Origin of the sequence: Providencia hangzhouensis (assembly GCF_029193595.2) — a bacterium.
Classification (GTDB): domain Bacteria; phylum Pseudomonadota; class Gammaproteobacteria; order Enterobacterales; family Enterobacteriaceae; genus Providencia; species Providencia hangzhouensis.
Map to the genome: position 1 here is coordinate 866028 of NZ_CP135052.1, position 22815 is coordinate 888842.

At 35.8% G+C, this 22815-nt stretch carries 20 protein-coding genes, 1 tRNA gene and 1 other RNA gene; 7 read left to right on the forward strand and 15 right to left on the reverse strand.

Annotation, left to right across the window (positions count from 1 at the left end):
* The first annotated feature begins 7 nt into the window (after nt 1-7).
* Nucleotides 8-1294, forward strand: a complete 1287-nt coding sequence (gene amtB / locus PZ638_RS03705; RefSeq protein ID WP_004905420.1) for an ammonium transporter AmtB — start codon at nt 8-10, stop codon at nt 1292-1294.
* A gap of 150 nt (nt 1295-1444) precedes the next feature.
* On the opposite strand, the gene tesB is transcribed toward amtB, so the two are convergent.
* A complete protein-coding gene (gene tesB / locus PZ638_RS03710; RefSeq protein WP_275612183.1) occupies nt 1445-2302 on the reverse strand; it encodes an acyl-CoA thioesterase II in 858 nt (285 codons plus the stop codon).
* A 238-nt stretch (nt 2303-2540) separates the two neighbouring features.
* Between tesB and PZ638_RS03715 the strand changes: the two genes are divergently transcribed.
* Nucleotides 2541-2999 carry a YbaY family lipoprotein gene (locus PZ638_RS03715; protein ID WP_004905418.1) on the forward strand — a complete coding sequence of 153 codons (459 nt, stop codon included), beginning with the start codon at nt 2541-2543 and terminating at the stop codon, nt 2997-2999.
* A gap of 141 nt (nt 3000-3140) precedes the next feature.
* An RNA gene (gene ffs, locus PZ638_RS03720) (signal recognition particle sRNA small type) lies at nt 3141-3237 on the forward strand.
* Between the two features lie 345 nt (nt 3238-3582).
* On the opposite strand, the gene PZ638_RS03725 is transcribed toward ffs, so the two are convergent.
* The 4 genes from PZ638_RS03725 to gloB all read right to left on the reverse strand — a co-directional run bounded on the left by PZ638_RS03725 (nt 3583) and on the right by gloB (nt 6960).
* Nucleotides 3583-3786: an HHA domain-containing protein gene (locus tag PZ638_RS03725; protein WP_004905417.1), complete on the reverse strand. Its 204-nt coding sequence runs from the start codon at nt 3784-3786 to the stop codon at nt 3583-3585.
* A 74-nt stretch (nt 3787-3860) separates the two neighbouring features.
* Nucleotides 3861-4229, reverse strand: coding sequence for an Hha toxicity modulator TomB (gene tomB, locus PZ638_RS03730; RefSeq protein ID WP_004905413.1), 369 nt, complete (start codon nt 4227-4229; stop codon nt 3861-3863).
* Nucleotides 4230-4752: 523 nt separating this feature from the next.
* Nucleotides 4753-6123, reverse strand: a complete 1371-nt coding sequence (gene mltD, locus PZ638_RS03735) for a murein transglycosylase D (protein WP_094962148.1) — start codon at nt 6121-6123, stop codon at nt 4753-4755.
* 81 nt (nt 6124-6204) lie between these two features.
* Nucleotides 6205-6960 (reverse strand): hydroxyacylglutathione hydrolase, encoded by a 756-nt coding sequence (gene gloB, locus PZ638_RS03740; RefSeq protein ID WP_004905408.1) that lies wholly within the window; start codon nt 6958-6960, stop codon nt 6205-6207.
* 40 nt (nt 6961-7000) lie between these two features.
* Here gloB and PZ638_RS03745 point away from each other — a divergent pair, with 40 nt between their 5' ends.
* On the forward strand, nt 7001-7735 hold the full coding sequence (locus PZ638_RS03745) for a class I SAM-dependent methyltransferase (protein ID WP_094962149.1): 735 nt from the start codon (nt 7001-7003) through the stop codon (nt 7733-7735).
* On the opposite strand, the gene rnhA is transcribed toward PZ638_RS03745, so the two are convergent.
* Nucleotides 7732-8202, reverse strand: coding sequence for a ribonuclease HI (gene rnhA, locus PZ638_RS03750; RefSeq protein WP_004905405.1), 471 nt, complete (start codon nt 8200-8202; stop codon nt 7732-7734). The two genes, PZ638_RS03745 and rnhA, sit on opposite strands and share 4 nt — an antisense overlap.
* A 54-nt stretch (nt 8203-8256) precedes the next feature.
* Between rnhA and dnaQ the strand changes: the two genes are divergently transcribed.
* Nucleotides 8257-9018: a DNA polymerase III subunit epsilon gene (dnaQ, locus tag PZ638_RS03755; protein WP_094962150.1), complete on the forward strand. Its 762-nt coding sequence runs from the start codon at nt 8257-8259 to the stop codon at nt 9016-9018.
* A gap of 153 nt (nt 9019-9171) precedes the next feature.
* Nucleotides 9172-9248 (forward strand) — tRNA-Asp (locus PZ638_RS03760).
* A gap of 273 nt (nt 9249-9521) precedes the next feature.
* Here the strand turns inward: PZ638_RS03760 and PZ638_RS03765 are convergent.
* The 9 genes from PZ638_RS03765 to PZ638_RS03805 all read right to left on the reverse strand — a co-directional run bounded on the left by PZ638_RS03765 (nt 9522) and on the right by PZ638_RS03805 (nt 18820).
* On the reverse strand, nt 9522-9803 hold the full coding sequence (locus PZ638_RS03765; protein WP_004905402.1) for a helix-turn-helix domain-containing protein: 282 nt from the start codon (nt 9801-9803) through the stop codon (nt 9522-9524).
* 560 nt (nt 9804-10363) lie between these two features.
* Nucleotides 10364-10858: a FidL-like protein gene (locus PZ638_RS03770; RefSeq protein WP_004905400.1), complete on the reverse strand. Its 495-nt coding sequence runs from the start codon at nt 10856-10858 to the stop codon at nt 10364-10366.
* Complete coding sequence (locus PZ638_RS03775; RefSeq protein ID WP_164561215.1) at nt 10851-11576, reverse strand: winged helix-turn-helix domain-containing protein; 726 nt, start codon at nt 11574-11576, stop codon at nt 10851-10853. Before PZ638_RS03775 ends, PZ638_RS03770 begins: the two co-directional genes overlap by 8 nt.
* Before the next feature lie 525 nt (nt 11577-12101).
* Nucleotides 12102-12779, reverse strand: a complete 678-nt coding sequence (locus PZ638_RS03780; protein WP_094962152.1) for a fimbrial protein — start codon at nt 12777-12779, stop codon at nt 12102-12104.
* A 94-nt stretch (nt 12780-12873) separates the two neighbouring features.
* Nucleotides 12874-14490 (reverse strand): fimbrial protein, encoded by a 1617-nt coding sequence (locus PZ638_RS03785; protein WP_112307852.1) that lies wholly within the window; start codon nt 14488-14490, stop codon nt 12874-12876.
* A 25-nt stretch (nt 14491-14515) separates the two neighbouring features.
* Nucleotides 14516-17011 carry a CS1-pili formation C-terminal domain-containing protein gene (locus tag PZ638_RS03790; RefSeq protein ID WP_094962154.1) on the reverse strand — a complete coding sequence of 832 codons (2496 nt, stop codon included), beginning with the start codon at nt 17009-17011 and terminating at the stop codon, nt 14516-14518.
* Between the two features lie 19 nt (nt 17012-17030).
* Nucleotides 17031-17714: an EcpB family pilus assembly chaperone gene (locus PZ638_RS03795; protein WP_275612182.1), complete on the reverse strand. Its 684-nt coding sequence runs from the start codon at nt 17712-17714 to the stop codon at nt 17031-17033.
* 94 nt (nt 17715-17808) lie between these two features.
* Nucleotides 17809-18417, reverse strand: a complete 609-nt coding sequence (gene ecpA, locus PZ638_RS03800; RefSeq protein ID WP_112307853.1) for a common pilus major fimbrillin subunit EcpA — start codon at nt 18415-18417, stop codon at nt 17809-17811.
* A 97-nt stretch (nt 18418-18514) separates the two neighbouring features.
* Entirely contained in the window at nt 18515-18820 is a 306-nt protein-coding gene (locus PZ638_RS03805; RefSeq protein ID WP_004905391.1) for a helix-turn-helix domain-containing protein, read from the reverse strand.
* 1717 nt (nt 18821-20537) lie between these two features.
* Between PZ638_RS03805 and tkt the strand changes: the two genes are divergently transcribed.
* Nucleotides 20538-22532 (forward strand): transketolase, encoded by a 1995-nt coding sequence (gene tkt, locus PZ638_RS03810; protein WP_004905389.1) that lies wholly within the window; start codon nt 20538-20540, stop codon nt 22530-22532.
* Nucleotides 22533-22815 lie beyond the last annotated feature (283 nt).

Sequence of the window (22815 nt, forward strand, 5' to 3'; positions counted from 1 at the left end):
AGCAAATATGAGCAAAGGGTTCCAATACTTATTTTTATTGATATCAATGGGTGGTTTTCCAATAACCGTGTTTGCAGCAGAGGAAACCCTAGATAAAGCTGATAACGCATTTATGATGATAGCGACTGCTTTAGTTATTTTTATGATACTGCCAGGTATCGCATTATTTTATGGTGGGTTACTGAGAAGTAAAAATGTTCTTTCTTTAATGGCTCAAACTGCGGTTATTTTCGCTTTAGTGTCTGTTATTTGGATTGTTTATGGATACAGTTTAGCTTTTAGTGAGGGGAATGATTTTATAGGTGGTTTTAGTCAGATTATGTTGAAAAACATCACTGTAGATAGTTTATCTGGGCCGATCCCTCAATTTATTCACGTTGTATTCCAAGGTGCATTTGCATGCTTAACAGTTGCATTAGTGATAGGTGCACTAGGGGAGCGCATTAAATTTTCTGCAATTTTAATATTTACCGTTATCTGGACTACATTTGCTTATTTACCAATGGCACACATGGTATGGGGCGGCGGTATTTTATCCCAAGATGGTGCACTAGATTTTGCAGGGGGGACGGTTGTTCATATTAATGCGGCTGTTGCAGGTTTAGTTGGTGCTTACTTACTTGGACATCGTACCGGATTAGGGAAAGAAGCCATTAAACCTCATAACTTACCTATGGTATTTATGGGAACCTCTATATTATTTATTGGCTGGTTTGGTTTCAATGCAGGTTCGGCAGGAAGTGCAAATAGTATTGCAGCCTTAGCGTTTGTGAACACTATTGCAGCGGCGGCTGGCGCTATTTTATCATGGACTTTAGCAGAGTGGATTTTCAGGGAAAAACCTTCATTATTAGGTGCTTGCTCTGGGTGCTTGGCCGGGTTAGTCGGTGTTACGCCAGCGGCGGGCACTGTGGGTGTCGGCGGGGCATTAATCATCGGGCTGCTTTCTGGGCTAGCGGGTTTATGGGGGGTTGTGATTTTAAAACGCCGGTTAAAAGTTGATGATGTGTGCGATGTTTTTGGGGTTCATGGTGTCTGCGGAATTTTAGGTTGTTTACTAACGGGGGTGTTTACCTCAACTGCATTAGGTGGAAGTGGCTATGCAGAAGGTATTACGATGATGAAACAAGTGGGAATTCAAGCTATTAGTATTCTAGTTTGTGTTGTTTGGACTGCAATTGTTGCTTATATTGCATTTAAAATCGCAGAGAAAACGTCTGGCTTACGCATTAATGTTGAAAAAGAAAGGGAAGGTTTAGATATTACTTCTCATGGTGAAAGTGCCTACAATTAACCTTAATGTAATGATAATGACAGGATAATACTGTGTTTTATGTAAATTGATAATGGCAGCGTATTGCTGGCTGCCATTACCTTTTTAAACTGACAATTTTATTTTTCTAAGTAAGTAATCACTTACTTGAAGTCCCTTCTATTTTTGAGGTTACCTATGGCGGATTACGCCCTCTTGGACAGCCGTTGCAACAAGATCACCTTGTAAATTATAGATTTGTCCTTTCACAAAACCCCTCCCTCCTGATGCTGAAGGGCTTTCTACGGCATACAGTAACCAATCATCAATTTTAAATGGACGATGGAACCACATTGAATGGTCAATCGTTGCAACCTGTAAGTCGCGTTCCATAAAGCCTCTACCATGCGGTTGTAATGCGGCTGGAAGGAAATTGTAATCAGAAGCATAACCTAATAAATAGTGATGAAGTGAAGGTAGGTCAGGTAGCTGCCCTTTTGCTTTGAACCAAATATAGCGAAATGGTTCTTGAGGGGCGGAATCGAATGGGCTGTAAAACTCAACAGGGCGAAACTCAAAGGGAGTTGGCCTAAGAGCGTATTTTTTAACTGCTTCCGGTAATTTATCAGCCAAACTTTGAACAATATCATCTTGAGAAATTAATTTTGTCGGTGGTGGCACATCCGGCATTAAGTTTTGATGGCTATAACCTTCTTCTTGAGATTGAAATGATGCGGTCATAAAAAAGATAGGCTTGCCATTTTGAATGGCACTTACTCGGCGTGCACTAAAGCTTCCACCATCGCGCAAAATTTCAACGTCATAAACAATAGGACGAGAGCTGTCACCGGGGCGCAAAAAATAACTATGAAAAGAATTAATCGCTCTTTCTTCAGGTATGGTTTGTTTCGCAGCATACATGGCTTGCCCAACAACCTGCCCGCCAAAAACTTGAGGCAATCCAAGGTCTTCACTTTGTCCTCGAAAAATCCCTTCTTCAATTTTTTCGAGTTCAATTAGGCTAATTAAATTCTGTAATTCTGGGCTCATAGTCATCTTAGTTCTGTTATATGTAAATGAGATACAGGTATTTTCCCATTATTTACCCTGAATAGGTAGATTAATTGCTATCGAATAAATTGGGGTTACGTATTGTTACATTTAGAAATATAAATGTATTATTCTACCAATATTAGTTATACTTTTTATCATTCCTTGTCAGAAAATGATTTGTCTATTCCGATTATTTAAAAATGTTTTAGTAAACATTGTATTATAGGTAATAACTATGAAGTTTTTTCGCTACATTGTTAGCTTATTAGTGCTTTTAACGTTGGTTGGCTGTGAAGGGAATAGCACAAAGCCCAGTGAAAAAACACTTAATGCTAAAAATAGCAATAATAACCAGACGGTAGATTCAGGGAAAATTGAGGGCCGTGTGGTAATCTTACAGGATACTGTTTTACCCGAAGGTGCGGTTGTTACAATCACTTTGGCAGATACAACAGTTGCGGACTTACCTGCTCTAATATTATCTCAAAAATATTATAATTCGGTGAACAATCGGCCGACAATTCCTTTTGAACTAACTTACCAAAAAAGTGAAGTTAGGCAAGAAGGCACGCTAGTTGTGAATGCAACTATAAGCGCAAACGGAAAACTATTGTATATCAGTGATAGTGTTGTAGAGGTTATCAACAACGGTATTACAAAAAATGTTGAATTATTGATGGTCTCTGCGAATTAGCCAATGTACCGGCTCTTAGTTGAGTCTCTATTTTTATAGGTGTTTGTGTGATAAATCGCCACTTAGCTATGGGTTTCTTGCTATTTCAATGACTATCAAGCATAATGCCCCTGCTTTGAAAGAAGCAATCAATGGGGGCTCTGTTGGTTCTCCCGCAACGCTAACTTGTTAACTTGGTCAGGTCCGGAAGGAAGCAGCCATAGCAGGGGTCGTGTGTGCCGGGATGTCGCTGGCAGGGCTCCCACCCAATTCTAAGACCTTTCCTTGTATATCAATCTCCCTATTCCAATTTATTATAAATATAATTTTTAATTGTTTTTTCTGTTTATTCTTTTTTATTTTTATAAATGTAAATTAAACTTTAAGGTTTAAATGAATTCAAAAGTTAAAAAGAAAAGTTAAGAATACAACATTAATTGTTGAGTATTGTGATAAGAAAAAGTTGGCAGGCTAAAATTTAAAGTAAGAAAATCCTATTAGCATAATAATTATGCCAATAATAAAATGACAAATACATTGCGTTCAGCCGATAAGTGGATTTACCGGCTATAACCATTCACTATCTGTGCGTGTTAATAAGATATTATCTAACAAACTTCCAAACAGACGCTGGGATTTTATCATAAAGCTTATTCATTGTGAGTTCAGCTAAGCGGTGATCTGCTGCTGAATAGAATAGCTCTAGCTCATCATCAGATAATTCATACTTATTTTTTTCAATGACACGCTCAAGTGTTTCAATTGTGGTGCATTTTCTTAAACGCATCAGATAATCAGATTTGGTCATAATACCCTTTCTTTTATGCAAAATTACTTATTAATATACGGTTTTATAGTCTGAACTAAAGGTAAATAATACCTTTAAGTTTTGCTGGTTAGGCACTTTAGGTCATCATCCAGCACAGCGACAAGGCTGTGATTCATTGCTTCCCAGTCTATAATTTCACTAAGTGTGATAACTGGGCTGCCGAATAAATCATAGGTCTCATCGAGGTATTCTTCGATAAGTGATATAACAAGATTTTCTTTTGGGTATTTGATTTTAAACCGCCATACAAATGCAGCGATATGTTCAATGAGTTCATTCAAGGCTGCGCTTTGCGGGGAGCTTAAATCATTAATCCAGTGTGTATTTGTTTTTTGTAAGCTTAAAATAGCGTCTCTATTGAGACTATTACATAAGTATTTTAGTTCTGCTATATCATGTCTTTTGGGTGAGTATTCATCCATAATCACCTCCGCAGGCGAATCTGACTTTTGCTGTGTGTATTTTTTATCAATAATGTCATGTTAACTAATTAAAGCACCTATGTTCAATATAAAAGTTTGCACGTTAGTATATTGAAAAATATAAGATTATTGCTAGTTCGTTAAACTTTCGAAAATTATTAATATAATACATAAGCGATGTTCGAATACGGACTGGCTGCTCGGACTAAACTAGCCGCGATATAATAATAGCATTATTACCACATATGTCACCACCAATAAACGACTTTTTTCTAATTTATTAGTGAGTAGTTGAGGTTTGAGTTACGTATGTTCTGTTTAAACTCAATTTTATGAAGTATTTAAACTATAGTTTAACCATCGGTTATTCTAGTACAGCGAATATGAAACGTTTATACAAAAGATGTTATAAAAATTATTATCCTATTTAATTCATTCAAATAATTAATTTTTACTAATAAGAGAATTCAAAATAAAAAAGCTTTTATCTGAAATAGACAAAAGCTTTTTTGCTGAGATTAACTTAAAGGTAGAGGTTTAAGGTCACCCCTGGTTTCAGGTCGGCCATTTTAACACCTGAATTCCAAGTCATTAAATCATTGAGCTTTATGCCATGACGCTTAGCAATGCTATAGTAGGAATCGCCTTTTCTTACTTTATAGGTTTTTGCCTTACGGCTACTTGCTGTAGACGCTGGGCTAGCAACTTTTAATACTTGCCCAGGTTTGATAACGCTTGCGGTTTTTAATCCATTTAGCTTTTGAATATCTTTCGCAGTAGTATTGAATTTTTTTGCAATACTTGCGACGGATTCGCCTTTGCGTACTTTATATGTCGCTATTTTAGCTCGATTTTGACGCGCACTAGAAATTGCAGTAGGTTGTGCTGTTTTTATCTGCTGATTTTGTTGCGCTGCTAAGCGAATCGTGTTTAAAACGTCTTGGTCTGAAAGAGATGTTTTGAATTGTTCGGCTTTAGCCGTAGGTAGCATAATATAATGAGGGCCACTTGGTGATGTTATACCGCGAGTGTAACCAGAATTATATGTTTTTACCGATTCAACTGTTAACCCAGCCAACTCAGCAGCTTGAGATAACGTGATTTGTTGGCCAACATCAATTTGAGTGAGTGCTCTATTTTTATTACTTGTTGGCAAATTAACTTGATACCTTTCAGGATTTTTTAATACTTGGCTAAGCGCTAAGATTTTTGGTACATATTGTTTGGTTTCTTTCGGTAAAGAGAGTGACCAGAAATCAGTTGGTAACCCGGCAGCCTCATTTTTCTTGATAGCATTTTGTACACAGCCTTCACCACAGTTATAGGCAGCTAGAGTGAGCTCCCAGTCATGGCCGAACATAACATTTAAGTTTTCGAGAAGATCGAAGGCCGCTTTAGTTGAAGAAACGACATCTCTGCGTTCATCAACCCATTGTGTTTGTTTTAGGCCATATGAGCGAGCCGTGATAGGGACGATTTGCCATAGGCCTGCAGCTTGTGCCGGAGAAGTTGCTTTAGGATTAAACGAGCTTTCAATAATAGGAATTAAAGCTAACTCCATTGGTAAATTGCGCTCATTAATTTCGTCTACGATGAGGTACATGTATGGCTCAGCTCTTAATGCCACATCGTAGACAAAACGTTGTTTATTTAAATAACTATTTGCTAACTCCCTAATTTGAGGTTTATCAGGGACATCCATTTTTAGTTCATCACTAATATAACCCCATAGGTCATAATCAGATTTAGGTAATTGTCTACTGGCGGCTTGGTTATGTGGTGCAACAGTTTCAATTGTATGATTACTAGGAGTTTTGTTCTGCTTAATTTTTTTCGGGGCAGTTTGGCATCCGGCCAACAGAACAATGGCGATAAGCGTCGCGATTATCTTCATTCTTTTCTATTGTTCTTCATTTTAATGTTTAAAAGTCGAACAATAATACTTATCCCACCCCGATATGACAATCATTAAACTTTAATATTGGTCTTTTAATTGACGCAGTAGGGTAAAAATTGCTCTTAAAGGTGGGTTTTGTAGATTAATATTGAGTTTTTTCTGTAGTTGAGGGTTGTCACATTGCAGAAAAATATTTATTTTTTTCTCTATTTTCAATGTGGTAGGTACTGTTGGTTGATGTTTGTCACGTATTTGCGTTATTTTTTGTAAATATTGTGTAATCGCTTCATTTTCAGGCCATATATGGTGTGCAAATTTGAGATTAGATAAAGTATATTCATGAGCACAACAAATTAAGGTTTCATCAGGGAGTGCTGCAATTTTTTGGATAGATTCAAACATTTGCTCGGGCGTTCCTTCAAATATCCGCCCACAACCCGCAGAGAATAGGGTGTCACCACAGAATAAATAAGGTGCTTGGTAAAAGCCAATATGCTCAGATGTATGGCCTGATAATGAAATAACCTGTAGGTTGAACTCGTCAATTATGACTTTATCACCATTTTCGACTATTTCTGTTGCTCCTTTAGATTGAGTTTCTTTTGGGCCAAAAACGGGAAGAGTTGTAAATTTGCTTAAAATCCCTTTTACGCCACCCGTATGGTCATTATGGTGGTGAGTTAATAGGATTGCGACTGGGGTCAATCGCTTGGCTGTAATTATTTCAAGCACAGGCTCTGCCTCTGCAGGGTCAACGATGATACACTGTTGGTGGCTATCAGCTAAAACCCAAATGTAGTTATCGTTTAAGGCTGGTACTCGAATTAACTCCATAATGACCTCGATACTTGTTAATAGTTAATAGGGGAATTTCATGAAGCCTGCGCGTATTGATAAAAAAATTCAAATGCCTGTTAGTTGGTCTGACATTCCTTTTGGAGAACAATACCGTCAAGCCATAGAAAATCAACTTAGCCCTTGGTGGCCAAAGATATTTGGCTTTCATCTGCTTAAGTTAGGTCATTTAAGTACTGAAATCCAGACCGAAGGCTGTCTTATCTCTCACCAATTTAATGTTGGTACCGGCGATCCGCGTTTTAACCTTGTTGCCAAACCCGAAGCTTTACCATTAACCCAAAAATCTATAGATGCCTGCCTAATGACTCACTGTTTGGCTTATAGCCATGATCCTCATTGGCTCTTACGGGAGGTTGACCGGGTATTAATCGACGATGGCTGGTTAATTATTTCAGGTTTTAACCCTTTCAGTCTTCTTGGAATGGCGAAACTCGTGCCTGTTTTACGTAAACGGCAGCCTTATTGTAGCCGTTTTTTTCCATCCGTTAGGGTATTTGATTGGCTCAGCTTATTAAATTATGAAGTTTTGTATCATCGCAATTGCCAAATAATCCCTTGGCTGGGGGCGAATAGACGAGTGAATAAAAGCTGTGGGGGAGTTGGTGTTTTAAGCGTGATTGTGGCGCGGAAACGGACTTACCCACTAACTCCGACACCACTAAAATTTAAGCAACCAAAAGTTAAGATTGGAACAGCACTCGGTACAGCAAAGGAGATCAGTAAATCAATGAAGGTAAACGACCCTTCTTAGTTTTGTGCGGGTTGGTAACCCGTGTCTTCTTTAGTTGGTGCTGAAGCCGCAGCTCGAGCTAATTCATCACATTTCTCGTTTTCGGGGTGGCCAGCATGGCCTTTAACCCAACGCCAATCAATAGTATGTCGTTGGATGGCATCATCGAGGCGTTTCCATAAATCGACATTAACGACAGGGGATTTATCTGCTTTTCGCCATTGTTTACGCTTCCAGCCGTGGATCCATTGTGTTATTCCTTGTCGTACGTACTGGCTATCAGTGGTTAAAATAATATCACAAGGTCTTGTTAGCGATTCTAATGCTTTGATGGCTGCAAGTAGTTCCATTCGGTTATTTGTGGTTAAAAAATAACCTTCACTCAACGTTTTTTCATGCTGTTGGTAGCGTAAAACAACGCCATATCCACCAGGGCCAGGATTGCCCAAACAGGAACCATCCGTGAAAATTTCTACCTGCTTTGTCATTTCTGTTACACTCTATATTATTCGTTCCCCTCTAGTTTGACACAAAAAAACATTATGAGCACGGTGATAACCAGACAAATTGTCCTTGATACTGAAACAACCGGTATGAATAAACTCGGTGTTCATTATGAAGGGCACAACATTATAGAGATTGGTGCGGTTGAAGTGATTAACCGCCGACTAACAGGGCGTAATTTTCATGTGTACATTAAACCTGACCGTTTAGTGGATCCTGAAGCATTCGAAGTGCATGGGATAAGTGATGAATTTTTACAAGATAAACCTGTTTTTGCAGAAATTGCGGATGAGTTCCTTGAATTTATTCGAGGTGCAGAGCTTGTTATTCATAATGCTCCCTTTGATATCGGTTTTATGGATTATGAATTCCGTAAACTCAATAAAGGAATTCCACCCACGCAAGATTTTTGTACCATCACTGATAGCTTAGTATTGGCTCGCAAACTTTTCCCGGGTAAACGGAATAACTTGGATGCGCTATGTGACCGCTATTTAATTGATAACTCTAAGCGAACACTGCACGGGGCTTTACTCGATGCTGAGATTCTGTCAGATGTCTATTTGGCAATGACAGGCGGGCAAACTTCATTATCATTTTCGATGGATTCGGAATCGGCTAATAATGAGCAAGAGTATGAAATTCAAAGAATTGAACGTCCCCAAACTGGCCTTAGGGTGATTTTTGCTTCCGATGAAGAGCTTATTGCTCATGAAGCCCGGCTGGATATTGTTGATAAGAAGGGTGGCAAACCCTGCCTTTGGCGGCAATCTTCCGATGAGGCTGAAAATTTACACTAATGATTGGTGTTATCATTAATGGTTGCTTAGGAAAATGCATAGAAAAGCCTCTCAAGGCTAAAAACTGTTCAACTGCGCGATTTAACAAGAAAAAGTGTTGACGGGGTCCTTAAGTATTCGTAATATGCATGGCGTTCCCAGTAGGGAACATCAGGAGCGGTAGTTCAGTTGGTTAGAATACCTGCCTGTCACGCAGGGGGTCGCGGGTTCGAGTCCCGTCCGTTCCGCCAAATTATAATGCCACGCTAATATATTAGCGTGGCGTTTTTTTTATCATGACTGTATTTAACTGCATTAAGAGTTCCTTTCTTTTTGTATCACTTTTTTGTTGAATGATACATTTTTTGCTTCTAATGACTTCTTTGAGTTAATTTTTGATATAATGAGATCTATAAATAATAGATTTATGAGAATAATTCATATTCTTTTTAATCATATTAACTATTCTTAGGTTTTGTCGCGATTTTATCGAAATGTATAAGTTTGAGTTTTTTATGACTGTATTAATAATAATTCGCATGAACTCTAACTAAGATAACAGATCTGAAATAATCTAACCAATCTTTACCTAATGCTTTAAGGTATATATGAAGGCTATCAATAGAAATAGCAGATTGGCCATTCTCATACCTTGATATTTGTTGTTGGCTCAAATTTAATAATTTTCCTAATTCTGTTCCTGTTAATGATTTTTCAATACGTGCGGATTTCAAGTATTTTGCGGTAGCCATAACAATATCTAGGTCATTACTTTTATTCAATTCTTTAGTATTGATATATTTCATTTCATATTCTCTCTATTAGGAACTTATTATTTTAAAGTTAGCTATTGAAGATGGCATTACTTTAAATTTTTTGATTTTCTCTATGAGGAATAGATTATATTTTTTAGTTACTAATGTGAAATTGTTTTAATGAATCAAAAATAGTTTATTTGATAGCTTCCGTCTATTGATATAGGTATAAATAATGAATATAGACTATTGAATCAAAATATAGGTTTTTATAATTCAATAAAAACAATGCGTTATGTTAATCTTAGGGATTGGCTTAAAAGTGAGAATATAATAAATAATAAATGAAAAAAATGCATTTATAGTCATATAAAAGTAAGTATTTATATTTTTACATAAAATTACAAAAAAATATTTATAGATTAAGTTGAAATAGTGATTTATTTAGGGTTGATTTGGTACTTATCGGTAGGTAGCATATAAATTTAATTATAGGTAAAAGTATAATCAAGCCTGCTTAGTTGGAGAAAAAATGAAAAGGTTAATAGGAATCAGAGATGTAATATTAGCGATTACCTGAGCGAACTACTTTATAAGTAGAACGCTATGTGTTAAATTGTATTTAATTTATCTTGCCTGCTACAGACAAAATAAGGGCCAAACGAACTGGAAAAAAGGTACCAATCAGAAGTTATCTCATCAATTTCTACATATGCAATTGAGTTTAGATTGAATGCTTTAAAATATTTTTCGAATATATCATCAGGAACATTGTCATTTGAAGATTTTCTATCATAACTTATGGTTAACTTTAAATCTTTTATATACTTTCTTGATGATTGATTGAAATGAACAACTCGATTAACAGTATATGTCTTATCAGTTGTAATTGTTCCTAATAATTTAATATATCCACTGTTATCATTGTTTTTTACTAATTTCATATTTAGTGTATATGATGATTTATTATTAGCTAATATGAAATTAGAGGAAACAGTTGCTTCACAATATTGTGTTTTACTTTTTTCTAAATTCAAGTTAAATAACAAGAAAACGATAATTAATGAAAATAATAGTATCAATGAATATAGTGTTTTATTAGTCATTTTTATCCTGCCAATTTACTCTTGTTGAAATGCATTCTTTATTTTTTTTGCATTTTACTAATAAGCTATGTTTGTTTTTACCTAAGTTTTGTATATTGTTATAATAATAAAAAACATCAGAATCTTCACAGGTTAAGTTAAAATCAATTGCTTGTTTGCTTATTGTGTCACTCATATTTTTTTCATAGTTATCTTTAAACCCATAAACAGGGCAATCTCCAATTGTGCTAATTTTGTATGACTGTATTGATGCATATGGAAATTTTATTGCATGAATTTGATTTATAAGGTAAATAATCACCAAAAGTAAAAAAACACTAATTATCAATAATGTTTTTTTAATAATATGATTTTTATCACTAAGTAATAGTGATTTGTTAGATTTATTGCTTGAAGTGGGAGGGGGGGCTAGGCTTTTCTCTATTTTATTATTGAATTTGGCAATCGATTCTTCAATTTGAATTTCAGAAGAGATAACAAGGCCTTTTTTTGATATGCTTAGAATTGCATTTTCAACTAAAAGCTGTTGATGTAATACTTTTCTTAATGTACTAATGTATTGGTTAAGGGTGTTTATCGAAACTTTTAGGTCATATTTATTTAGTATTTTTTTTAATATCTCTTCACGAGTGATAGTCGTTTTATTATTCTGAATTAGTATTATAAAAATATAATTCAACACGGGTGTTAATTTCATTACACTGAGTTCTGTGTCCACCCTAAATATTTCACCTAAGTCAGAGTTATATTTTATTATGTTGTTCAGTATATATATCATACATGACTCTTATTTAGTTATTAAAATATGTGCTTAGTTTGATCACTTTAGCTAACATGATAGTCATTGATTTTAAAGTAATTATATCAGTGTAATATACTACTCTTTTTTTGAGAAGAAAATATGAAAATAAATTTTTGTTTATAACGATTGGTTATATATGTAATGACAAAAATTTCAGTGTATTGTATTAATGAAACTGACATTTTTTGTTTTGATGTTTTATATACAGATAAAAAGCAGTATTAACCACTATTTCAAGTCATGGAAACCTAAATTAATTTGCTATTTTTAATAGGCGGAAATGATTTTTTAGAACTGAATTTTATGAATTTGTAATGCTTTAAGGTAATTATAGATACAGAGTACCTGTCGAATTATGATTAGGTAATTCAATGTTTATTTTAATAGTAGTATAGCCAAATTTGTCATTTTATTTTTTTAATTAATTGATATGATTGAATTTTAGGTGCAGTTGCCAATTGGGTAATATTTATCAAATATTACAATATATTTACGGCTTTTCTTTTTAAGACGCTCATCTTTAGATTCTTGGCCGGGTAATAAGTAAAATATATAAGGCTCGGAATCATCATTAGCATCACAGTTTTCATGTAATAGCACTCTAAAATAGGTATTACCCGTATTTTTTAGAATACTAGTGCTTGGATTAAGCTCATATTTAAAATCTGGTTTTTTAGGTCTCACAACAAAATAGGTTTCTAGGCTAACCGTTGGATAAAATAAAGGTCGCTTTTTTTGTTCATTATCACTACGCATATCAAGAGGGGTTTCGCTAATGATAATCTTATAATAGCGCTCGGTCTCATCGGCTTCTCCTCGATAAAAAATCTTAAAAAATTCTTGTTCCCCAGGTAATAAAATTTTCTTCAATGGAGTAAAAATAATCTCGCCGTTATGGAGAGGTGCCCCATGTTCTTGGTTACCTGGTTTATCAATTTTGTAGGCACTAAAATTATATAAATTAGTTTTATCTGTGTCGTTGATGTATGGCTTAGAAAAAAACTCTTGCCCTGACTCCATCGAAGAAATATCTGCATTGATATATAAAGCAATAGCATTATTGCAAGACACTGATAGCAAAACCAATAATAGGATTTTAAGTAAATAAAATGGTTTCATATTAAAAAATCCAACTAAAATTTAAGAGTATATGGGGTTCAATAAAAGGGCCACTTGAACTTTTACAAGTAGCCCTAAAAGTAGTCATTAGATATTATTGAATATCGGGCCCAGTCCAAATTGCTTTGACAGTTATTGTGCCACTTGCAGAAACGGTTCCTAACCAATCAATACCATCCAATGTAAAAAATGATTCAGAGTCATTCATTGGGAATGATAAATCTAAGTTAGTTCGATAAAAAGATCCTAAATCCTCATTAGGTCTATCCCATGGTGTTTCAGACCATAATGCATTTTTTAATGAAATTTCATTATTATCACAACTTGCTCGGTGTGATTCTTTAGTGCCACTTTCATTTTTAAATGAAAGATAAGCGGAAAAAGGGACATTAAGTTTATTATCACTCGAGGTAAATAAGCAGTATGACTGTCCTTTTAATGTTGTGTTTGGTCCTTCAACTTTTGCCGTAATAGAATCCGCTTGCCTTGGCCCGCTAGTCGTAACGATATAATTAAATTCTATCGGTGGTTCATCATTGCCGACTTTTCCTGTTTTGGATTGGTTTGGATTAAAATCTGCAGGAATAATGCTAATTCCATAATCTCTCGGCTTAATTATTAAGAAATTTGAAGGTGTAAATTCGTAAAATCCAGATTGAGGAAGTGGTGATTGAAAACCAAAAGTATATACACTATCAGCAAGTGTGACTGTTGAATTAGGTGAAGCGTCAACAATTGATTTTAAATATTCATTTGAGAGAAAAACTTCAATATTTTGTGAACCATTATTAAAGATCTCTGACATGTTTGTTGTTGATGACCAATTTGTCCAGCGCGTGCTGTTACTTCCTTTATATTGAATAAGTGCAGCACGGGGGTCCCTAGCTAAACCTAACTTTGCACTATCAATATACATACGAACTGTAAATGTTCCGCCGATAGATTGTCCTTGGGTTTCTAATTCAACTAACTTACAAATAATTCCAGAAGTATTTCCAACAATCCCTGTCGAGCAAAAATTAGAACCGAGTCCAATAGTTGGATTGCCATTGCTATCCACAAAGACTTCTTGTAAGGCGCCCGTTCCTTTTAGAATAATATTGCCTTTTTTATTGGTTGGAATGTAGTGTTGTTGTGTTGTCGTTCTTCCTCCACTCGTCATACAGGTCGTATTACTTAAATCATAATCGTCGCGGCTTGTGCAGGTTCTTAAATCAAAAGTATATTCTGTTCCTGGTGGTATTTCGGCTAACCAGCGATAAAAAGATTCAGAAAATATCGGTCTTGAATATCCAGACTCACCCGGTGTTCCTGTTTGTTGGATTTTATATGCACCATTATCTCGTAACTGCTGAGCTGACCAATAAGACGTTGCCGGGCAATTTCGGTTATTTGTCATGCAACGATTTCCGATAAAAGGTTGGCTTACGGGAGAATTTTCTAACCAGATATCACCTGTATTATATGTTGAGCTAAAAGGTGTTCCTGTATATCCCATATAGCCTAAACTATATTGTCTATTGCGCTGGTATTTTGTGAATACATTTGAGCCCGAGAAGCGAGGGTCAACTCTATTAGCAACAATAAAGAATTCGTTATCAACTTGGTTTTCAACAATGACATACTCTTGTAATGGTGCTGTTGCAGAAAACGAATTCGGTATTAGAACCGAAAATGAAATAAAAAGTGCTGTTATCGATAATAATCGCATATTAAATTAGCCTTTAAAGTGATAATTAACGTTTAGCAAATGCTTCTTGAGGTTCACATGTCACCTCACCGACCCACAATGCACCACGTGCACCTTGAAGGTTTAAATCTGCTTCGCAAATTGTTTGCTGATCATCTTGTAATAACGATATCACTGGATATCGGACGTCAACATCCATGGAAAACTCACCATTTTGATCTGTTTTTGTGCGACCAATATGATTTCGAATTGAGGCATATTTTATGTATTCACCATTTGGTGATTTCAGACGGCCAAATACCGTGACTAATTGCCTTACCTCTGGTTGATAAAGAGCAATGTTTCCTGGGTATAATGTGACGGATTTATTTCGCCCTGAGACAATATCAAAGCTGTCTTTTGATTTTCCGTCATTCATTAACTGAATGTCATAATCCGAATAAGGGGATAATGGAATAAAGGTATTTTTTCCGCTAATTGGGTAATTTTGCCCATTTACTTTTGCGACCATGCTGCCGCTACCTTTTATATCGGAATTAATAATGACGCCTGATTTACCTTGCTGCCCACTTGGCATGATCATGCCGTTGCTATATGCCACAGAGCCACGAGAGGTTAAATTGCCATTAAGTCTGTTATTATCGGGGCGATTAATCGTTACGGTACCTGAATTATATTTAGTATCATAAGAAGCATAGCCTAATGTTGAAAAATTGGATTCACCATTATCTTTATCTCGGACTAATTTGGAGACAGAAACCCCTGCATTGGTAATCACCGAATTTTCAAAGTTTTTATTCGCATAAATATTTGCTTTCACATTACCATTTGTTGAGGAAACACCCGTACTCAACCATGTTGATAAAGGTAAGGAAAAATCGAGGTTAATATATTTTTCGTTGGTACTATTTTGGTTATCATAATGATAGCGCTGTACACCCGCTCTTAGCCCCACCGTTCCATAACGGCCAGAGAATAATGTATTCGCATATTCATAGTTAATTGAATCACTGCCAATACGGCGATCTTTAGTATTACTAATAGTCAGTGACCCAGTTCTATCAATTATTTTGTCAAAATTAATGGTTCCGCCATAAGAATAACTGTCAGCATCATAAAGTGGTAAATCACCACTCACTACAGTTTTTTCTTTAGATGCCCATAAAGAACCATAACCTTCCGGTATATTGATAGAAAGAGTCGCAATGTTCCGATAACTACCATGGTTTTCTAGCATCCCTTGCCAGTTAACTGAGATATAGTTATTTAAAGCCGCGTTGATACTCGTTTCTTGTACAACAAATTTATCAAACCCATAATTTGACATTTGAAAACGCACGCCAGACAACACTGGGAAGTTATAAGCGAAAGAGGCTCCGATTAAATGGCTTTTACTCGGAGTTTGACTCGTTGAGCCTTCATTTCTTACATAATGGCGCTTATCAAAGTCAATATAACCACCATAAATTTCCCAATTGAGTTTATCAAAACCGCCTGTTATCGCACCGAAGGATTTATTAATTGTTTGGTGCTGTGTTGTGACAATTTTGCCATCGATAACCGTCTCAATAGTGACGTCGTAAATACCATAGGGTAGTACACTGGTATCAACTTCAAAATTACCCATTGGAAAATTTTGAATATTTAATAATTTACCTTGTCGATAAATGCGTACTTCGCCTGGGCTATTTAAAAAAGCATAAATCGGCGTAAGTGATTGCTGCTTATTTGTCACCATACTTGAGGAATTGTTTCCTATTGATGCCGCATAAATTTTACTGCTGCTAAGGGTAGTTAAGCTGGCAATAGACTGTAAATTCCACGTACTCATGAGCCCAAGTGCAAAACGAAATCCGTTGAAATCACGCTCATACATTGCGCGATACAGCTCAACATTAGAATTAGATTTTCCAATGCTATATGCTGATGCATTTACATTAAAGTGATGTTCCGCAGCTGCGAATAATGTATCTAAATTGAAATAGCTGCTGGATGTATCTTTTGAATCTTTAACACGGCTCTGGAATACCCCTAAATCATAGTTAGCTACCGCTGAAAATGAATTAACTGAAGAATTTCCTAGTACAGATTGCCGCGCATGTTCTTTTGGCGAAAAAGCAGCTTTATCAACATCTAATGATAAATTAAAAGAAGAAATGTTTAATTGAAGGGTTGCATTATTATCAATAATAATACCATTACTTTCATTAAAAATGGCATCCTTTTTTTCTTCAAGTTTATCAACTAGTAAATTATTTAATTTCGCACCTTGCTCATTTTCAATGAGATGAATACTTGATAATTTAATATTACCATGATCGATTACAATAACTGCATCTGCAATTTTACTTTCGCTCTGATTGGTTGCTGCATCATCATTTAGTCGTAAAAAAACAGGTACAGACATTCCTTCTTCCAATGCACTAACAAATGCAGGAGGAATAATATATCCACCGATCTTAACGCTTTTCATTTCATTGGCATTAATTGTATTCGAAAAAATAATACTTAATATTGATAAAGCAATAGCACTCTTACGCATAATTTAAGTCCATTCTTAATTATTTGACAACAATGAACTCTCCTTTGTGCCAAATACCTACGCTTGATTTTTTATTTGTGACATCGACAAATTGTAATTTGACGGCTAAGTTTGGCATGAGGTAATAACGCTCGCGACAAATGCCATCCACTCCGTATTTTTGTTTTTCTGCTAAACAAGGGCCTGAAGCCACTACACGGAAGGTGCTATTTCCAGTATTTGAAATTTGGGAATTAGTATATTTATAATTAAAGTTTTCAATTCTTGGTGCGACAACAAGAATTGTGCTAATGGTTGCTGATGTTGTTGCTGATGCCGATTTCGCACTTTGTGTAACACCACTCTCGCCAATAGGATCATCTTTCCAATTTAATCGATAGTAACGTTCTTTATTATCTTTTGGGCCTTGATAAATTATCTTAAATATATCTTTTGCATGGCCTGGAAGAATTAAATTAGCGGGTGTTGATAATATTTCATTAGGATCAGTAACTGTAATTACTTTTCCAGTATCAAGTGGTGAATCTATTTTTTCTATCGTTAAATTTACCAATCTTGCTGTATCTACTGTATTTTCAATTTCTTTAGATAAGGTGTCTTCATTCGATGATATTATTTCAGTAATATTTCCCACGTTGACAGCAAAACTGCTTTTTAATGGTAACAATGATAATAAAATTAATGCTAATGTTATCTTTTTCATAATCGTAAATTTCAAAAATGAATGACGATAAAGATATTATTTCCCTATAGTATCTTTATCGTAATATTTAGTTATCTAATAAGGGGATATTGAATTAAGGAGCTGGCGTGAAATCACCGTCCCAAGTTGCAGTAAATTGAACTTTCACATCACCATCCCATGTACCATCAGTCAGTGCTTTAAAGTCAGTCGCTGCACCATCAGCTTCAGCGCCAGCAATAACAAAGGTGAATTCACCGCGATCTGCTGCACGCTCAGAGCCATTATAGATGCCATCAGCCGCTAAATTGTCTAAACCAGAAGTTAAACCGGTTGATGTATCAATTAATACTAAATCATTATTTTTAGTCAAGTCTTCGCCATTCCATTTAACCCCAACAGTTAATTTAGAATCGTCAGTTGTTCTTGCTAATGTATTAGCAATAATTTTTGACGCTAATTTAAAATCTGTTGCACCAGCTTGGCCTTGAATAGCGATATCAAATGCTCCATTCTGTTGGTTAAAGCTTTTTTGGCCTTCGGCATAATTAAAAGTTAAACTTCTTAATGGAGTTACAACTAACATACTTGTCGTGTCTTTAATTGCAGTCGCTTGCCATGTTGCTGTTGCTTGAGCGGTACGTGTATCTGCATTTGCAGCTGTAGTAAAAGAAGCTGCGATAATTGTTGATAACAATACAGAAGCCATTTTTTTATTTAACATACTAATCTCTCTTTTTATATTGATAGAAAACAATAGTAAAATTAGTTATTTAATTTTTACATATTGATATGGTTTTATTGAATTTAAAATAGAATATTTAAATATCTTTCATGCTGTTTAGTAATATTTCGATTGTTTTTTTACTTAAATTTATATTGTTTCTTTTATTTTCTTCAGAGAAACAATCAATATAGTAAATCATTTCAATCCATCTTTTGTCTAAAACGGTTAATATTTCATTTAATTGATCTAGCGATAATGAACTACTACCAGTTTCATAGCGAGATACCTGTTGTTGGCTAATGTTAATTAATTCTGCCAACTGTTTTCCTGTCATGTTTTTTTCTTTGCGTGATTTTCGTAAATAATTTCCTACATGACTACTAATTATATTAGCTTTCATTTTTTCAGCCTCTAATATTAATAGATCTATTTATATGATATTCGTTAGCTCACTCGCTTGCTTAATTGAGTGTTATAATAAATACATTAAAAAAAGAGTAAATGGTAGGATTTCTATTAAAGATTAACTTTTAATAGGTTTTTTCTATTAAATCTGTTTTTTTTAGCATTATCTAATTAAAAAATATCTTCTCACCAGTTTAATTGGTTAAAAATACACTTAATAGTGTTGAAATCAGGGGGATCAATAAAAAAATACACTAAATAAGCGTAAAATTATTATAATTGTTAACAAATGTATATTTAATTAAGAAGTATAAAGAATCTACATTGAAAGTTACAATTTATTACAATTAAAGGGTGGGAAGAATTTAGAATAAAGGTAGGAAACCAGTTATATTGGTAAAATTATAATTTGTAATGTGTTTTTAGCCCTCTTATTTATTAATAACTCAACTAACTAGTTTAATGTGTATGATGTTAAAATTACACTTTGCTAACTAGATATATGATATGACATAAGTGTCTAGTAGGTTGATACTATAGTATCAACTTTTTAATATCATGACCCTATTGTGGCACATAGGGTTTAGACCTGAAATTTTGTCTTACAGGCCAATTTATTTTCTATAGTCTCATCAGATATTTTACCAGTGAAAATAGAATCAGCGATAGGTTACTACGTTCTCTAGTGCCCCTTATTTTAATTTCAGCAATATCAATTATGATGTCTTTATCTGTGGATGTCGTGTGCTATAGAAATAATAATGGGAAAGCTTCCTCTTTGTAATTAGGTCACTAAATGAATATAGGTTTTGCAGTGCCTAATACTATACACGTTTGTTCTAAAAGCAATTCTTCACTTAGAGATTCGCTAATTATTACTTAATAAGTTAGATATACCGATTTACCTAGCCGCTAATTAAGATTGCACTGCGGGCTTTTGAAAGCCACTTTTATTCAAAACTATACATATAAGAACTGTGATCTGTATAGGAATTTCTGTTGTAAAAACGTTGGTTGTTAGAAGTGCACGCATTATCTATATATGATGAGCAATCTAGATAAGCTTTGCAGAATAGCTTATCTAGATTATTTTGAACGATTCTTATTTTCTCCTTGTTAGGTGTGGAGATAGACCATTCTATAGGCTATAGGCAACTGCGATTAGCCAGTAATATTTATTGCTACTGTTTTTTCAATTCATGTTACTTCTATTTATTTCTAATCATTGGAAGGGTTGGGTATTTGACTTAATCTAAACAAAAATATTCGGGCATATTGAGGCTTTTTTTTGTCTAAAACTTTGCCAATTATCACTAATGTGGCAGCTAAATGCGCTAGATGCATAAATCACCTTGATCCCAGACACTGAACTCAGGTTTAATAAGGTTAGTCACTTGCGCAAAAATGTAAGCATTAAGGGATATTTTGCGCAATGGAATGGATTCAGCTTTGCGGCAGTTCAATTTATTAGCGATCTGCTGCCATGAACATAGCAAATATTGCGGTATGGGTAGAATTGGGTTACTTTCAATCGCTCTATTCGTGAAATGCTCAGTTTGTTGTCGATGCGCTATGGCCCCTTAAAGTAGGGTACATATGGGATACATCGCTAAATTGATGTTTTCATGTTACAGCGAAATTAAAGTAGCACTATCCGTATTGCGTTGTAAAAATTGGTTTAAGTACGTTTTTATCCTACCTGGAGTATACTGATGACGACTCGTAAAACCCTTGCTAATGCTATCCGCTTTCTAAGTATGGATGCGGTTCAAAAAGCAAAATCAGGGCATCCTGGCGCGCCAATGGGCATGGCTGATATTGCTGAAGTACTGTGGCGTGACCATATGAATCATAACCCAGCTGACCCACACTGGGCAGATCGTGACCGTTTTGTACTGTCAAACGGCCATGGCTCAATGTTGATTTATAGCTTACTGCACCTCACTGGTTATGACTTATCTATTGAAGAGTTAAAAAATTTCCGCCAATTACACTCTAAAACACCGGGCCACCCAGAATATGGCTATACTCCAGGTGTTGAAACAACAACCGGTCCTTTAGGTCAAGGTATTGCAAATGCAGTGGGTTTTGCGATTGCAGAACGTACATTAGCAGCGCAATTTAACCGCCCTAACCATGACATTGTTGACCACCACACTTATGTGTTCATGGGTGATGGTTGTATGATGGAAGGTATCTCGCACGAAGCGTGTTCTTTAGCGGGTACACTGAAATTAAATAAACTGATCGCATTCTATGATGACAACGGTATCTCTATTGATGGTGAAGTTGAAGGTTGGTTTACTGACGATACCGCTGCACGTTTCGAATCTTACGGTTGGCATGTTATCCGTGATATCGACGGCCATGATGCATCACAGATCAACGCGGCAGTGAATGAAGCGAAAAGCCAAACTGATAAACCAACACTGATTATGTGTAAAACTATTATTGGTTTTGGTTCACCAAACAAAGCGGGTTCTGAGTCTGTTCACGGTGCGCCTTTAGGTGATGCTGAAATTGCAGCAACTCGTGAAGCTCTGGGGTGGAGCTACGGCCCATTCGAAATTCCTAAAGATATCTATGAAGCTTGGGATGCTCGTACTGCAGGTAAAGAAAAACAAAGCGCATGGGATAAAAAATTCGCCGCATATGCAGCGCAATTCCCTGAACTAGCTGCGGAATTCACTCGTCGTATGAATGGTGAATTACCTGCTAACTTTGACGCGGATGCGAAACAATTTGTTGAAAATCTGCAACAAAACCCAGCAAATATCGCAAGCCGTAAAGCATCACAAAATGCATTAGAAGCATTTGGTAAAGTATTACCTGAATTTATGGGCGGTTCTGCGGACTTAGCGCCAAGTAACTTAACCATGTGGTCAGGCTCCAAAGCACTGAACGTAGACCCAGCGGGTAACTACATTCACTATGGTGTTCGTGAATTTGGTATGTCAGCTATCATGAACGGTATTGCGTTACATGGCGGTTTCATTCCTTACGGTGCGACATTCCTGATGTTCGTTGAATACGCACGTAATGCGGTTCGTATGGCAGCACTGATGAAAGTGCGTAGCATCTTTGTTTATACTCACGACTCTATTGGTCTGGGTGAAGATGGCCCAACTCACCAACCGGTTGAGCAACTGGCAAGTCTGCGTGTGACACCAAATGTCAGCACATGGCGCCCTTGTGACCAAGTTGAATCTGCTGTGGCGTGGAAATATGCTATCGAACGTAAAGATGGCCCAAGCGCATTAATCTTCTCTCGTCAAAATTTAGAGCAACAACCTCGTACTGCTGAGCAATTAGCCAATATTGAGAAAGGGGCTTACATTCTGAAAGATTGCGCAGGCACGCCTGAGTTAATCTTTATTGCGACAGGTTCTGAAGTGGAACTGGCCGTTAAAGCGGCTGAGCAATTAACATCAGAAGGCCGTAAGGTCCGTGTTGTTTCTATGCCATCAACCGATGCATTTGATAAACAAGATGCGGCATACCGCGAAGCTGTTTTACCTGCCAATGTGACAGCACGTGTTGCTATCGAAGCGGGTATTGCAGATTACTGGTTCAAGTACACTGGTTTAAACGGTGCCATCATCGGTATGCATACCTTTGGTGAATCTGCTCCAGCCGAAGTTCTGTTTAAAGAATTCGGTATTACAGTAGAGAAAGCGGTTGAAGCTGCAAAATCTTTACTGAAATAAAATAAGAAGGAATGAGCCCCGAATTTTGGTTCTCATTTCTAATTATCTTGCTGAACAACGCCTAGTGATAAGCTAGGCGTTGTTTTTTTGTGCACCAATATAGGATTTTCTATTGCGTTCTGTAAATATATCCCTTAATCTAACCTTAGATAAGCTGAACCGTTTCAGTCATGTATTGCTGAATGAAAATATTTTTTAAAAATGTCGGTTGAAGCACACTTTTGATGTTTGACAGCTAAAATGAGCAGTAGAGTTGGTGTGAGTCAGTTATCCTTAGCAACCG